A 15,069-nucleotide genomic window follows, 5' to 3' on the forward strand; every position below is an offset into this window, starting at 1 on the left:
TCCTTTGTAATCATAAATTATTCTATAACAGCTCAATCTAAATAGATGCTACTTATTAGTCAAGAAATTTCATAAGATTCTCGAAAAGAAGGTGGATCAAATAGAAAGTTAATGCGCCTGATCCCAATTTTTCCCAACCCCGACCTCAACCTTTAATGGCACATCCAACTTAAACGTATTTTCCATCAATATTATTAGATTTTCCTTAACTACAAATAGTTCATCCTCAATCACCTCCAACACCAATTCATCATGTACCTGCATGATCAATTTACTTTGAAGCGGCGCTTTTACCAGCCATTGATGTACGGAAATCATTGCTAATTTAATAATATCAGCAGCTGTACCCTGCATTGGGGCATTAATCGCCGCCCGTTCAGCTCCCATCCGGCGATTATGCTGGCTACTGCGAATATCAGGTAGCTGCAGTCTTCTTCCCAGCACAGTTTCAACATATCCATTCTGTCTCGCAAGCTCTCTTGTACGTTGCATGTAATCTGCCACTCCTGGGTAACGCGCAAAATAACGATCAATAAACGCTCGCGCAGCGCTACGATCAATACCTAGCTGTGTGGCCAGCCCAAATTCCGACATACCATAAATCAGACCAAAATTGATGACTTTAGCGTAGCGGCGCTGCTCTGCATTCACCTGACCAACAGAAATGCCAAATACCTCGGCAGCAGTAGCGCTATGAATGTCCTGCCCTCCTAAAAATGCCCGTATCAACCCAGCGTCCTGGGAAATATGCGCCATGATACGCAACTCAATCTGGGAATAATCTGCTGAAATAATATACCAGCCACTCGGAGCAATAAATGCCTCACGGATACGCCTGCCTTCCGGTGTGCGTACCGGAATATTCTGCAAATTGGGATCGTTACTCGCCAGGCGACCGGTAACTGCCACCGCCTGCGCATAATTTGTATGGACACGACCGGTCTGTCTATTCACCATTTGCGGTAGCTTATCGATATAAGTCGATCTGAGCTTGGCAAGACTCCGGTAATCCAGCAAGATCTTGGGTAACGGATAATCCAGAGCCAGCTGTTGTAAAACTTCTTCATCAGTGGATGGCGCACCTTTTGGTGTTTTTTTAATAACTGGCAACTTATGCTGCCCAAATAAAATCTCTTGTATCTGTTTAGTTGAGTTCAGATTAAAAGCACGGCCAGCCAGGGAATGGGCCTGCTGCTCAAGTATGACCAGTTGCCGCGCCAGTTCACCACTTTGCTCCCGTAGAAGATCGGTATCAAGCAACACACCATTACGCTCTATCCGGAACAGAACCTCCAGCAATGGCATTTCAATCTGCTGATAAATATGTCCAAGATGAGCATCCTTACTGATGATTGGATACAAAAAATGATGCAGACGCAAGGGAATATCAGCATCTTCAGCAGCATAAATCCCCGCTTGTTGAATTTCCACCTGTTCAAACCCGATACGCTTTGCGCCCTTCCCGGTTACATCATCATAGCTGATGGTCTGGATATCCAAATGTCGGCGGGCCAGACTGTCCAGATCGTGTGACAGATGGGATTCCAGCACATACGATTGCAACAGCGTATCGTGCGCGATTCCGTTCAGCATGACCCCATGGTTAGCAAACACATGCCGATCGTATTTCAGATTCTGCCCTACCTTGGGTATATCACTATTTTCCAGCCAGGGCTTCAACCGTTGCAGTACCTGTTCACGATTTAGCTGTGAAGGCACACCCTGATAATGATGTGCCAGCGGTATATAAGCTGCGTGCCTCGGCTCCGTACATAACGAAAGCCCCACCAGTTCAGCCTCCATTGGATTCAGGCTGGTTGTTTCGGTATCAATCGAAACCAGTTCAGCAGACTCGCATTGCTGGACCCATTCTTCAAATTGGGAATCAGTCAGGATGATTTGATAATCCCGGCTATCGCTGTTTCTTTCTCCCGGCACTAATGGATCATACATAGGTATAGTTGCTGGGCCTGTTTCAGAATCTGATTGCCTGAGTTCACGTAACCAACTTCGGAATTCAAGATGCTCATAAAGCGCCATCAACCGAGCAACATCAAGAGGAGCAGCAACCAGATCCTGCCAACCCATTGCAAGCGGAACATCGCACTTGATTGTTAGCAACTCTCTTGAAACCTGTAACCAATCCAGTGCCTTGCGCAAATTTTCACCCACCACACCCTTTATTTCATGTGCATGTGCGATCAGATTATTCAACGAGCCATATTGATTAAGCCATTTCACCGCAGTTTTGGGGCCTACTTTTTCTACGCCGGGAATGTTATCTACACTATCCCCCACCAACGCCAGAAAATCGATGATTTGCGCAGGCATCACACCGAATTTTTGCAGCACACCCGCCTCATCCAGTGATTCACTATTCATGGTATTTACCAGTCGTATACCTGGCGCAACCAATTGCGCAATATCCTTGTCACCCGTCGATATAACACATTGTATCCGTTCACCTGCTGCACGTCTGGCCAGCGTACCGATGACATCATCCGCCTCGACCCGCTCTTCCACCAGTAGCGGCCAGCCCATTGCCCGGATACAGGCATACAAGGGATCTATCTGGCCAGCCAAATCTGCCGGCATCGGCGGACGGTTTGCTTTATATTGCGGATAAATCTCTTCCCGGAACGTTTTACCTTTTGCGTCAAACACACACGCGCTATAATCTGGCTGGTATTCCTTATACAAGCGACGCAGCATATTCAGTACGCCATAAATTGCACCAGTCGGTTCATTCAGGCGATTACGTAAATCGGGCAACGCATGAAAGGCACGATACAGGTAAGAAGAGCCATCAACCAGCACGAGTGTTTTCATCAAATAAGGACCTTTATGAGTTTACAAGCAAAGTTGGGGGATGCCCTTACCCTGGAAAAACCCTGGTCAGCCAGAGAATCATGGCGGGTTTTCGGTATTGTGGCAGAATTTGTTGAAGGCACGGAGCGACTCGAATGTATCCAGCCCGCCATCAGTATTTTTGGCAGCGCCAGAACTCATCCCGACCATCCGCATTATAAATTAACCGAAGCAATTGCAAGACAATTGTCGGATGCTGGATTCTCAGTCATATCCGGTGGAGGGCCAGGCATTATGGAAGCTGCCAACAAAGGCGCTTTTTATGGCAAATCTCCCAGTGTAGGGCTAAACATTCAGCTACCACACGAACAACGCCGCAACGTTTATCAGGATATCAGCCAGACTTTCCGCCATTTCTTTGCTCGCAAGTATATGTTCATCAAGTTTGCAACTGCCTACGTCGTGATGCCGGGTGGATTCGGCACACTAGATGAACTAATGGAAGCACTGACCCTAGTCCAAACTGGAAAAACCCGCAAGATGCCAATCATTCTGGTCTGCTCAGATTTCTGGCAGGGAATAATAGACTGGTTTCGCCAGGTACTCGTCCAGGATAATTTCATCTCTCCAGAAGATATGGATCTCATTCAAATTGTTGATGAACCCGCTCAAGTCGTAGACGCAATTTTCCGTTACTACGAAACTTCCGGGTTTGAGCCTTCAGCTACTGAACGTAACATACAACTCAATCTTTGACATCGACAGATTTATTTCATCAGACAAATACCAGAATATTCCAACCATCCGGATATCAGCATGAGGCCAGTAATTATTTTATTTTTCTGCAGCAATCTGGTCTGGATATCCTCTTTGGTATTCGCACAAAACAAACCGCAACCGGATAACCTGATTCCATTACCAGAGATTCCGGAACCTCCTTCTAGCGGCGAAGAGAGTGTCCTTCCCCCCGAACTGGGGCTGGATCCATCTCTTGAGCCAGAAATAACAATCCATGAAGGAAAAGACAGAACAATCGAGGAATATCGTGTTAATGGTGAGTTATACATGATCAAAATCACCCCTCGAATCGGAAAACCTTATTACCTCCTGAACCGGCGCAGTGCTGCCGGCATAACTCACCCTGGGGATATGGGATCTGGTGTAAGTGTTCCAATGTGGGAGATTTACCGCTTTTGAGCAAGATTCACCGGAACCTGAGCGATCTCCAGTAAACTTGCTGGTTTATTTGCCATCCCATCCTTTACAAACTGCCTTTTCAGTACTTCATTCATGTCTGTTTTCACCCCGGTTACCAAAAAGCAACTTGCCGTCTGGCTGCAGAATTACTCACTTGGATCACTGACTGATTTGCAGGGTATTTCATCCGGAATCGAAAATACCAATTATTTTGTTACCACGACACAAGGCAAATTTATTCTCACTCTGTTCGAGAAGCTAACCAGCACTGAATTGCCCTTTTATCTCAATCTGATGGCGTATCTCTCCGAGCAGGGTATTCCCTGCCCCAAACCTATTGAATCACAAGATCACGCTTTGCTAGGTACTCTCAATGGCAAACCGGCCTCTATTGTGAGCTTTCTACCCGGGCAATCCATGACACAAATCAGAGAAGAACAATGTGCACAGGTCGGAGAAATACTCGCCAAAATGCACCTGGCAGGACTAAACTACAATGGTAAAAACAGAAACCCACGCGGACTGGATTGGTGGCAAACTACTGCTGGAACAGTCATGCCCTTCCTTTCCCGCTCGGAGCAAAGCCTGCTCGATGAGGAGTTGCAATTCCAGATAAAGCAGCGCACAACCAACCTTCCTCAAGGCATTATCCATGCCGATCTTTTCCGTGATAACGTTTTATTTACATCCACCGGCATTGGCGGAATTATCGACTTCTACTTTGCCTGTAATGATGCTTTACTATACGATCTGGCTATTACTGCAAACGACTGGTGTACGCTTGGGGACGGCGTAATGGACAAAGCGCGCATGCATGCTCTCGTGAAGGCCTACCAGGCCGCCCGACCATTAACAGCGGAAGAATACCCTGCCTGGCCTGCTATGCTACGGGCAGGTGCACTGCGTTTTTGGTTATCACGTCTATATGACTATTATCTGCCTCGCCCGGGTGAGTTGACACATAAAAAGGATCCAAAATACTTCAGAAAAATTCTGGAATACCATCTGACCAATCCGAGTGTACTACCCTCTCTTCAGGCTTGAAGCCAAACAGATTATCGTTATCCTTTTCACATACGCTCTATAAACAATTAAAATTCTGGCCGGGCGTACTTTAATTACTGGAGAAATACGATGGAAGCACGATATGTACGCGGAAAACAGGGATTACAGTGGATTTTGAGTGGTTTTTACTTTTTCCGCCAGGCACCCCTTAACTGGATCTTTCTATGTTTTACTTATTTGCTGATCGGAACGACGCTGGGGCTTATCCCTTACTTGGGGAGTCTTGTCGGCATATTGACCGTACCTGTCTTTGTGGCCGGCATTATGGCTGGATGCAGGCAGCTGGATCTAAACGGTAAACTGGAACTGGAATATCTGTTTTACGGATTCAAGAAATATACCCTACCCCTTATTACGATCGGTGGAATTTACCTGGTCGGTGATGTTCTGATTACTGGGTTCTTCATGCTGCGTGGAGGAGATGCCGCCATTGACATGTGGCTGCATGGCAAACGATTTGATGAAACCGAGCTGGCCGGGGTCATGAACGACATATTATCTGCTACTTTATTTTCCCTGCTACTAACTATTCCGCTGCTGATGGCAATCTGGTTTGCTCCCATGCTGGTGATCTTTGAGAAAATGCCCCCTCTCATCGCTATACGTAAAAGTTTTTTTGCGTGCCTGAAAAATCTCTTTGCTTTCCAGATTTACTTTATTGTCCTGTTTATTCTTGCCATGCTTTCAGCCATGCTCTACGGACTTGGTTTCATCGTATGGTTCCCGGTTGCATTTGCCTCAGCATATGTCAGCTACAAGGATATTTTTCACTACGAACAAGACGAAAATACCAGATCTGATCAGGACACAGGTGGAAACAAGGAAAATATCAGCCAGATTGAGAACGATGAACCAAAATAATCCAATTTATAAAGGAACCAGTTTTGCATAGGTAAGTGAGAGCCATTTTGTACCTGTCTGGTGGAAATTCACTTGAACCCGCATATCAGATCCACTGCCCTCATAATTTACAATAGTGCCCGTACCAAATTTTGTGTGTGATACCTGCTGACCAATATGCAACCCCGCCGTATTCGGTCCTTGCGGGGCCACCCTGACTGCTGCTGAAACTGGTGTATGCTTCCCTCTTCCTTGGCGAGAATAGGCAGTGCTAACAGTATTTTGCCCGGTTCCTGACAGTTCCTGCCGATACCCTGCTCCAGAAAAACCGGATGATCGCAACCTTTTCAGCAGCTCCTCCGGAATTTCATCAACAAACCTGGAAGGCACATTCACCCGTACCTGGCCGTGTAACATACGGCTCTCTGCATAGCTCAGATACAAGCGTTGACGCGCGCGCGTCATTGCCACATACATCAGACGTCTTTCTTCTTCCAGCCCATTCGGCTCATTACGACTGTTTCCATGAGGAAACAACCCTTCCTCCAGGCCACTGATAAATACTGAATGAAATTCCAATCCTTTTGCAGCATGCACTGTCATCAATTGAACTGCATCCTGATAGCCCTTCGCCTGATGCTCACCACCTTCAAGTGAGGCATGTGCCAGAAAAGCCGTGAGACTGTCATCTTCGGCTTCATGCACAAAACTGGTCGCAGCATTGACCAGCTCTTTAAGATTTTCCAGGCGCTCATTGTTATCCTCACGCTCAGCCTGGTAATGTGCCACCAACCCACTCTGATCCACTACACGCCGGATTATTTCCGGCAACGGCTGGCCTTCACATGCCTGCTGCATGGATAGAATCAGATTAACAAAACCTGCTATCCCTCTTCCTGGCTGGTCACCCCTGGTGGTAACAGCTTTCCTTCCCTCGCATGCCTTAAGTGCCGCTTGCCAAAGACTGGTTCCAAGTATTTCCGCCTGGTCCTGCAATTGCTCCAATGTGCGTGCACCAATTCCTCTGGGAGGAAAATTGATAACCCGTAGTAGAGCATTGTCATCATCCGGCGAAGCAACCAGTCGCAAATAAGCCAGTGCATGCTTTACTTCCTGCCGATCAAAAAAACGCATACCACCGTAAACACGGTAAGAAATAGATGCATTGAACAAACCGTGTTCCAGCACCCGTGATTGCGCATTGGAACGATAAAGCAGAGCTATCTCGGAGAGGGACAATCCTTCAGCGTGCAGAGCCTTGATTTCATCAACAATAAAGCTGGTTTCATCCACATCCGTAGCGGCGTAATAAATCCGCACAGACTCACCTTTCCCCGCAGCAGTCCACAGATTCTTACCTAGACGCCCTTTGTTATTCTCGATCAGTGCATTGGCTGCATCCAGAATATTGCCTTGCGAGCGATAATTCTGTTCCAGTCTGATAATTTTGGGTACACTGAAATCTTTCTCAAGATCACGCATATTTCCAACATGCGCTCCTCGGAATGCATAGATGCTTTGATCATCATCCCCGACAGCAAAAATAGCAGCATGTTGTTGTGAGCCCGAGCCTGCCAGTAATTTGATCCATTGATATTGCAATTGGTTGGTATCCTGAAATTCATCTACCAATATATGTTCGAAACGGCCACGATAATGGTCCCGTAGAATTTCATTGCGACTCAACAACTCATAGCAACGCAGCAACAGTTCTGCAAAATCAACAGTACCTCCCCGCATACTGACAGCTTCGTACACCTGATAGCATTCAGCCAGAGTCCGATTGAAACTGCCATGCGTATCAACCTGTGAGGCTCGTAATCCTTCTTCCTTGGCGTTATTGATAAACCATTGCAGTTGTCTGGGTGCCAGCACTTTTTCATCCAACGAGCGCTCTTTCAGTATCCGCTTGATAATAGCCAGCTGATCGGCCATATCCAGTATTTGGAATGCCTGCGGCAACCCTGCATCTTCATAATGGGCACGCAGCATGCGATGACACAAGCCATGAAATGTGCCAATCCACATGCCACGAATATTGATAGGCAGCATCGTGCTGATACGCGCAACCATTTCACGTGCCGCTTTATTAGTGAATGTAACTGCCAGAAGATTCTGCGGCTGAGTAAGGCCTGATTGCAGTAAATACGCAATCCGTGTAGTCAGCACTCGGGTTTTGCCACTTCCGGCACCCGCCAGTATCAGAGCAGACTGGTGTGGCCAGGTTACGGCTTCCAGCTGTTCCGGGTTGAGATCAGTAAGTAGAGCAGTCATATAAGAGGGAACAGCCGAATTTCCCGTCTGCTATCAGAGCCAGACGGGGGGATATCAGAAAAACTATTTCTTGCTTTTTGCCACCAGATCCAGAATCAGCGGCGTCAGAATCAATTCAATCGCCATACCCATTTTGCCACCAGGAACAACGATAGTATTGGGACGGGACATAAACGATCCGTTTAGCATGCTAAGTAGATAAGGAAAAAAATCAGCACCGTGATAATCACGAAAACGGATAACGACCATACTTTCATCCAGTGCAGGAATATCCCGTGCAATGAATGGATTGGAAGTATCAACTGTTGGCACACGCTGGAAATTAATGTGTGTACGTGAGAACTGAGGGGTAATGTAATGAACGTAATCGTGCATGCGACGCAGAATGGTATGTGTCACCGCTTCGCACGAATACCCTCTCGCAGCAGTATCACGGTATATTTTTTGAATCCATTCCAAGTTAACAATTGGAACCACACCCACCAGTAGATCTACATACTGGCCGACATCCGCTGTATCACTCTTCACTCCGCCATGCAGACCTTCATAGAACAACAGGTTTGTGCCGGGTGCAATTGTCTTCCAGGGAGTAAATGTACCGGGTTTCTGATTGTAGGGTTTGGCTTCCTCTTCATTATGCAGATAAAGACGAATTTCTCCAGATCCACTTTCTCCATATGTCCGGAATAAGGTCTCCAACTTTTCAAACTCATTGGCTTCCGGGCCAAAATGGCTGATAGGCCGCCCGCCACTCTTTTCCGATTCTTCAACCACTCGCTTCATGGATTCACGGTCATAACGATGGAAGCTGTCACCTTCTACCACAGCAACATTCAGTCGTTCACGCCGAAAAATATGCTCAAAACTTGCCTTGACAGTGGATGTTCCGGCTCCGGAAGATCCAGTTACAGCGATAACAGGGTGTTTCTGCGACATTTGTTTTTATCTCCTAAATATAAAAAATAATTTCCAGCAATTAGTAGACAGCTATTTAGTCACCGCATAGCGAATGATGCTGCTCATCAGCCTGCAGTTACCAATGAATTTGATATTCTTCATTTAGTACAATGTGGATTTTTCCCTGCAATATTCGCTTGTTTCTGTAATTGTTGCGCTTTTGGTAAATATGCCTGCAGATTCTGGATACGGGACGCGTGCGAGGGGTGGGTGGAAAGGAATTCTACCGGTGCACCCTGGCTAGCCTGCTCCATCTTTTGCCATAGTTTTATACTTTCCGACGGGTTAAATCCTGCCTTGGCCATCAAATCCAAACCAATCATATCCGCCTCGGATTCCTGTAATCTGCTATACGGCATGATAATCCCATACTGTGCCCCAATCCCCAGTAAACCGATTGCAGTTTGCCCCAACGTAGATTGAGGCGCAGCAACTGCCTGGACAAGCGATATTCCTAAGTTTGTTCCAACCTGCTGAGATAAACGTTCATTACTATGGCGAGCCATCACATGCCCGACTTCATGACCAATGATAACTGCCAGTTGATCCTGGTTATCCACCAGATTGAGTAAGCCAGTATGCACACCAATTTTCCCACCAGGCAACGCAAATGCATTCAGTGACTGGTCTTCAAATACGACCACTTCCCATTCACCCCCCACTTCCCGGGTAATTGCGCTGGCAACACAACTGACAAACCGATTACTCACCGCATCATGACTGATCTGCTTTTCACGCTTCAAGGTATCAAATGCCTGTAGACCCATGCTGTTTACCTCTGTATCCGGCATAAATACAAGCTGCGTTCGGCCGGTAGGAGAAGTTGCACAGGCTGTCAGAAAGTTGATCCACAGGAAGGCGAACAATAGCTTCATCATTAATGTACTCATTCTTCTCCCCCGACCATAACCAGATATAAATCGATCATATCTTCAGCTCCAATTCAGAGCAAATCCCCTGCGCGGATTATCAATCAACAAGAATACAAATGATGCACTAATCATTCTTCTGCTCCCAGCTCCAGCGCCCGTTTACGCGACTGCTCAGCATCCTCTTCGGAAGGTTGCCGGACAACCCAGCCTGTTAAGTGTGCTTGAATCATGTCTCTCATCGCTTTAATCCACTCCGGATGTTCATTGAGGCTGGGAATGTAGTGAAATTCCCCCCCTCCGGCCTCGGTAAAGGTTGTTTTACCTTCCATTGCGATTTCCTCGAGTGTTTCCAGACAGTCCGAGACGAATCCTGGGCAGACAACATCCACCCGCCCGGTTTCCTGTTTGCCTAATTCTTTTAGAACTTCTGAAGTATAGGGACTCAACCACTGAGAAAAGCCAAAACGCGACTGAAAGCATACTTGATACTGGTCATTCGTTAGTTCCAGTGCCTCAGCCAGTAATCGCCCGGTTTTTTGACATTCACAATGATAAGGATCGCCCATCTCCAGAGTTTTACGCGGCACACCGTGAAAGCTGATAACCAGCTTGTCAGGCCTCCCGTGTTTCTCCCAGTAATCACGAACATTCTGCGCCAATGCTGCAATATAGCCCGGATCATCGTGGTAGTGCTTGACGGTGCGAATATCAGGGATATTACGCATCTTTCCCAACTCAGTAAAAACACTATCCAATGCACAACCGGCGCTACTGGCAGCATACTGGGGAAATAATGACAGCACCAAAATCCGGCTGCAACCCTGCTCTCTCATCCGCTGTAACCTCTCTGCGATAGATGGATTGCCGACAATCATTGCATATTCAACTATCGGAACCGAATTGAGCTGTTTCTTCAGTAAAGCTGCGACAAGTTCTGTCTGACGCTCGGTATGTATTTTCAGTGGAGAACCTTCTGGCGTCCAGATTTGCGCATACTTCTTTGCTGATTTACCTGGCCGGATATTCAAAATAATACCGTTCAGAATAAGCCACCACAACCAGCGCGGGAACTCCACAATACGAGGCTCACTCAGAAATTGTCTTAGATAGGTTCGCAGGGACTTGGCATTCGGAGCATCTGGCGTACCCAGATTAATCAGCAGAACACCGACTCTATCAATTGAACCGTGTTGATAAGCCGGCTCCGGTAATATTATTCGTGACATAAAAATAGAGGGCGGGATATTACGACAGATTATTTGAAAGCAGGCGGGCAGTTATATCAACAATAGGGATAATGCGCTCATAAGCCATACGTCGTGGACCGATCACCCCCACAGTACCTACAATTTTACCTTCCATTTCATAGGGTGCAGTTACCACACTGATCTCTTCCAGCATGGTTTCATCAGACTCACCACCAATAAAGATTTTAACGCCGCACGCCTGGCGACTTAATTCCATTAACTGCAACAACTTTGATTTTCGCTCAAACAGCTCGAATAATTGTTTCAAACTAGACAGATTTTCCGATAAATCACGAACATCAAACAGTTTGTGTTCTCCGGCAATCACCACTGCTTCACTGCTTTCCTGCAGCGCAGCATTACCTATTTCTATTGCCGCATTCATAAGATCTGTCATATTCCGGCGCAACTGTGTCAATTCGTGCTGTAACCCGGAACGAATTTCTTCCAGCGCACAACCAGCATAGTGCTGATTGAGAAAATTCCCAGCCTCAATTAGGTCAGACTGGTTATAAACCGTTTCAGTAAAAATAATCCGGTTCTGAACATCCCCCTCTGGCGTTACCAGAATCAGGAGAATCCGTTTTTCAGATAATGGCACAAATTCAATATGGCGAAATACCGCCCCTCCCATTCGCTTGGGTGTTACCACCACACCAACAAACTGGGTCAAATCTGAAAGCAAGCGAGAGGTAACATTAATCAAATGCGATGGGTTATTTGGGTGCATCCGGTTTTCCAGTAGAGTAATCTGTTCATTATCCAGAGATTGCACCACCAACAAGGTATCAACAAAAAAACGGTAGCCAAGTGTGGTTGGCATACGCCCGGCAGATGTATGCGGGCTGGAAACAAACCCCATTTCCTCCAGATCAGTCATTACATTACGAATCGTGGCCGGACTCAGATCCAGTCCTGAAAACTTGGCGAGCGAACGCGAACCAACAGGTTGGCCTTCATGGATATACCGTTCAACCAAGGTTTTAAGCAGAATTTTCGCGCGTTCGTTAAGCATATATTTATTTTACACGAATCGGTCCTGCCACGAGCAGAGACAGCCTAAAGCGGGGATTTCAAATGCTACATATAAGTGGAATACAGTTTTTCAACTCATTTTTACTTTTTTGGGATAGGCTACGGTAATATCCAGTACTTACAATCACTTGAATTCATCCTGATCACCTGCAGCAGGAATCCGGATATTTTTACTGTTCCACCTCCCTTTTCATACATGGGCAGCACTTTATTCAAAACAATCGCATTGATCGGGAAACACAAAAATCCCGATATCATGACGCCTCTGCTGAATCTGGCAGAATATCTGACTGATCGGGGCACCAGCGTGGTACTGGATGATTTAACAGCCGCGCATATTGGCAAAAACCAATATCCCGTAGTGGCTCTGGAAGAAATCGGCAGACAGGCTGATCTTGCAATTGTGCTGGGGGGAGATGGCACCATGCTTAATATTGCTCGTACACTTGTTCCATTTAGTGTTCCGTTGATCGGTATCAATCAGGGCAGATTAGGATTTCTGACAGATCTTACAGTCGATACCATGTATGCAACCCTGAATGACATGCTAGCGGGCCAATTTATTGTAGAGAACAGGATGCTGCTCACCACCGAAGTCACACGTCATGGGGAAAGCGTCTTTAAAGAACTGGCTTTCAACGATGTAGTGCTTCATCGCGGCATCAGCAGTGGCATGATCGAGCTTGAGGTCCATATCAATGGAGAATATGTTTATTCTTTAAGATCAGATGGCCTCATTATTGCAACCCCTACCGGATCAACAGCCTATGCACTTTCCTCCGGTGGGCCGATCCTGCACCCAGGACTCAACCTGATGATATTGGTTCCTGTCTGTCCGCATACACTTAGCAACCGTCCGATCGTAATCGGTGCAGATGCAGTCATTGAAATCAAAATTCATTATACAACTGAGACAAAGATCTATACAGATAGCCATTCCTGGTTTGATCTGGGCGAGCATGACAGAGTATTGGTTCGGCGCTGTCCGGAAACAATAAAACTTCTGCATCCCGTCCATCACAGTTACTACCGTATGCTGCGGGAAAAACTCGGTTGGAGCAGCATCCTTCAGAAAAACAGCCGTTAGTTAGTATCCATGTTGCAAAATCTATCTATTCAGAATTTCGTTATAGTTGATTACATTGATCTGCTCTTCAAACCCGGTTTTACCGTTCTGACAGGTGAGACAGGTGCAGGAAAATCCATTCTAATCGACGCACTGGAACTTGTATTAGGCAGACGCGCCGACACAAGTCAAATCAGGCATGGCTGTAAACGTGCCGAAATCACCGCACAATTTGATGTAAGCGCCATTCCTGCGCTACAGACATGGTTACAGGAGAATGCACTGGAAGACGAAACCGGCATTTGTCTGCTGCGCAGAATCATGGAAACCAGCGGACGTTCGCGTAATTTCATCAATGGACACGCTGCCACCCTGCAACAATTGCGAACAGCAGGTGAATGGCTGGTTGATATCCATGGTCAACATGCACACCAGTTGCTGATGCAGGGCCACAAACAGCGCGAACTGCTGGACACCTGGGCCGGTGAATCAGATCTTGCCCGGCGAGTCGCCTCCTCCTATCGGCACTGGCAAGATCTATGTCAGCAAAGACTCTCGTGGAAACAGCAAAGCGAGCAAAATATACGAGAGCACGAACTTCTGTCATGGCAACTGCAGGAACTGACTGCTCTGCACTTTTCATCTGAAGAATGGGAAACCCTGCAAGCAGAACACAACCGGCTGACGCATACAGCCAGCCTGCTGGAAACTGCTCAGTCCAGTCTGGAAGCATTATCGGAAAGTGAAGCTGCGGTATTGCCACAACTCAGCGCAGTGATCGCCCACTTGCACAGCTTGTCGAATATTGACAAAACACTTGAACCAATTTGCAGCCAGTTACAATCATCACAAATACAACTTCAGGAAGCAGTATATGAACTGAAATACTATCAGCAACATCTGGACATTGATCCCCGCAAGCTGCAGGAAATCGAGACACGTATTGCTGCTATCCATGGAACGGCCAGGAAATATCGCGTCTCTCCGGAAATGCTACCGGAGCTATTGGAAACAACCAGACAGCATCTGGAGATAGTGGGAAACATTTCAAACAACGAAATGTTGGCAGAAGCAGAGAAATCTGCTCGCAATGATTATAAAAATCTTGCAGACAAATTAAGTCAGGCAAGGCAGAGTGCGGCAAATCAGCTGTCCGAGCAAGTCACAGAATCCATGCAGGCGCTGGCAATGGACGGTGGTCGCTTCAATGTGGCATTGATACCAGTGCCATCGGGCAATCTGCATGGCCTGGAGCAGATCGAATTTCAGGTATCCGCCCACAAAGATCTGCCATTGCGGCCACTGAATAAAGTAGCCTCTGGCGGTGAGTTATCGCGTATCAGCCTGGCGATTCAGGTTATTACAAGCAAGATTGGCACCACTCCCACTCTTATTTTTGACGAAATAGACACCGGAATAGGTGGACGCATCGCTGAAATAATCGGTAAATTGCTGCATCAACTGGGAGAAACGCGGCAGGTAATCAGTATTACTCATCTTCCGCAGGTAGCGGCCAAAGGCGATCATCATTGGCGTGTATCTAAAACTGCCGGAATAGATGATAACCAACTGCCAGCTAGCCATATTGCAGAACTTGATGCAGCAGAAAGAGTTGAGGAAATTGCTCGTATGCTGGGTGGTGAAAATCTGACCGCTGCCACACTTCAGCACGCAACAGAAATACTGGGTTAGACAGGTCAAATCAACC

General features: G+C 46.8%; 12 protein-coding genes. 6 read left to right on the forward strand and 6 right to left on the reverse strand.

Annotated features, from left to right (window positions below; translation table 11 throughout):
- Positions 1-108 precede the first annotated feature (108 nt).
- Positions 109-2,829, reverse strand: coding sequence for a DNA polymerase I (gene polA, locus ABF86_RS08500; RefSeq protein WP_160803535.1), 2,721 nt, complete (start codon positions 2,827-2,829; stop codon positions 109-111).
- A gap of 15 nt (positions 2,830-2,844) precedes the next feature.
- Between polA and ABF86_RS08505 the strand changes: the two genes are divergently transcribed.
- The 4 genes from ABF86_RS08505 (at position 2,845) to ABF86_RS08520 (ending at position 5,931) form a co-directional block, all read left to right on the forward strand.
- Complete coding sequence (locus ABF86_RS08505) at positions 2,845-3,564, forward strand: TIGR00730 family Rossman fold protein (protein ID WP_011633872.1); 720 nt, start codon at positions 2,845-2,847, stop codon at positions 3,562-3,564.
- 60 nt (positions 3,565-3,624) lie between these two features.
- A complete protein-coding gene (locus ABF86_RS08510; protein ID WP_011633871.1) occupies positions 3,625-4,005 on the forward strand; it encodes a DUF2782 domain-containing protein in 381 nt (126 codons plus the stop codon).
- Positions 4,006-4,098: 93 nt separating this feature from the next.
- Positions 4,099-5,049, forward strand: a complete 951-nt coding sequence (locus tag ABF86_RS08515; protein WP_074684849.1) for a homoserine kinase — start codon at positions 4,099-4,101, stop codon at positions 5,047-5,049.
- A gap of 90 nt (positions 5,050-5,139) precedes the next feature.
- Positions 5,140-5,931: a BPSS1780 family membrane protein gene (locus ABF86_RS08520; RefSeq protein ID WP_011633869.1), complete on the forward strand. Its 792-nt coding sequence runs from the start codon at positions 5,140-5,142 to the stop codon at positions 5,929-5,931.
- A gap of 6 nt (positions 5,932-5,937) precedes the next feature.
- On the opposite strand, the gene ABF86_RS08525 is transcribed toward ABF86_RS08520, so the two are convergent.
- The 5 genes from ABF86_RS08525 to hrcA all read right to left on the reverse strand — a co-directional run bounded on the left by ABF86_RS08525 (position 5,938) and on the right by hrcA (position 12,275).
- The gene (locus ABF86_RS08525) at positions 5,938-8,184 is read right to left on the reverse strand and encodes a UvrD-helicase domain-containing protein (protein WP_074684850.1); all 2,247 of its coding nucleotides are present in this window, start codon (positions 8,182-8,184) and stop codon (positions 5,938-5,940) included.
- Positions 8,185-8,247: 63 nt separating this feature from the next.
- Entirely contained in the window at positions 8,248-9,120 is an 873-nt protein-coding gene (locus ABF86_RS08530) for a phosphoribulokinase (protein WP_074455552.1), read from the reverse strand.
- A 119-nt stretch (positions 9,121-9,239) separates the two neighbouring features.
- Entirely contained in the window at positions 9,240-10,031 is a 792-nt protein-coding gene (locus tag ABF86_RS08535; RefSeq protein ID WP_074455553.1) for a M48 family metallopeptidase, read from the reverse strand.
- A gap of 110 nt (positions 10,032-10,141) precedes the next feature.
- Positions 10,142-11,239, reverse strand: a complete 1,098-nt coding sequence (gene hemH / locus ABF86_RS08540) for a ferrochelatase (protein WP_074684851.1) — start codon at positions 11,237-11,239, stop codon at positions 10,142-10,144.
- Between the two features lie 19 nt (positions 11,240-11,258).
- Positions 11,259-12,275: a heat-inducible transcriptional repressor HrcA gene (hrcA, locus tag ABF86_RS08545; RefSeq protein WP_011633864.1), complete on the reverse strand. Its 1,017-nt coding sequence runs from the start codon at positions 12,273-12,275 to the stop codon at positions 11,259-11,261.
- 216 nt (positions 12,276-12,491) lie between these two features.
- Here hrcA and ABF86_RS08550 point away from each other — a divergent pair, with 216 nt between their 5' ends.
- Both ABF86_RS08550 and recN read left to right on the forward strand, forming a co-directional pair.
- Positions 12,492-13,382, forward strand: a complete 891-nt coding sequence (locus ABF86_RS08550) for an NAD kinase (RefSeq protein WP_011633863.1) — start codon at positions 12,492-12,494, stop codon at positions 13,380-13,382.
- Positions 13,383-13,391: 9 nt separating this feature from the next.
- Complete coding sequence (gene recN / locus ABF86_RS08555) at positions 13,392-15,053, forward strand: DNA repair protein RecN (protein ID WP_074684852.1); 1,662 nt, start codon at positions 13,392-13,394, stop codon at positions 15,051-15,053.
- Positions 15,054-15,069 lie beyond the last annotated feature (16 nt).

Origin of the sequence: Nitrosomonas sp. GH22 (assembly GCF_009833115.1) — a bacterium.
GTDB classification, from domain to species: domain Bacteria; phylum Pseudomonadota; class Gammaproteobacteria; order Burkholderiales; family Nitrosomonadaceae; genus Nitrosomonas; species Nitrosomonas eutropha.

Coding starts and splice junctions, on each gene's coding strand:
- polA (WP_160803535.1), bottom strand. CDS start 2,829: ATGAAAACACTCGTGCTGGTTGATGGCTCTTCTTACCTGTATCGTGCC.
- ABF86_RS08505 (WP_011633872.1), top strand. CDS start 2,845: ATGAGTTTACAAGCAAAGTTGGGGGATGCCCTTACCCTGGAAAAACCC.
- ABF86_RS08510 (WP_011633871.1), top strand. CDS start 3,625: ATGAGGCCAGTAATTATTTTATTTTTCTGCAGCAATCTGGTCTGGATA.
- ABF86_RS08515 (WP_074684849.1), top strand. CDS start 4,099: ATGTCTGTTTTCACCCCGGTTACCAAAAAGCAACTTGCCGTCTGGCTG.
- ABF86_RS08520 (WP_011633869.1), top strand. CDS start 5,140: ATGGAAGCACGATATGTACGCGGAAAACAGGGATTACAGTGGATTTTG.
- ABF86_RS08525 (WP_074684850.1), bottom strand. CDS start 8,184: ATGACTGCTCTACTTACTGATCTCAACCCGGAACAGCTGGAAGCCGTA.
- ABF86_RS08530 (WP_074455552.1), bottom strand. CDS start 9,120: ATGTCGCAGAAACACCCTGTTATCGCTGTAACTGGATCTTCCGGAGCC.
- ABF86_RS08535 (WP_074455553.1), bottom strand. CDS start 10,031: ATGAGTACATTAATGATGAAGCTATTGTTCGCCTTCCTGTGGATCAAC.
- hemH (WP_074684851.1), bottom strand. CDS start 11,239: ATGTCACGAATAATATTACCGGAGCCGGCTTATCAACACGGTTCAATT.
- hrcA (WP_011633864.1), bottom strand. CDS start 12,275: ATGCTTAACGAACGCGCGAAAATTCTGCTTAAAACCTTGGTTGAACGG.
- ABF86_RS08550 (WP_011633863.1), top strand. CDS start 12,492: ATGGGCAGCACTTTATTCAAAACAATCGCATTGATCGGGAAACACAAA.
- recN (WP_074684852.1), top strand. CDS start 13,392: ATGTTGCAAAATCTATCTATTCAGAATTTCGTTATAGTTGATTACATT.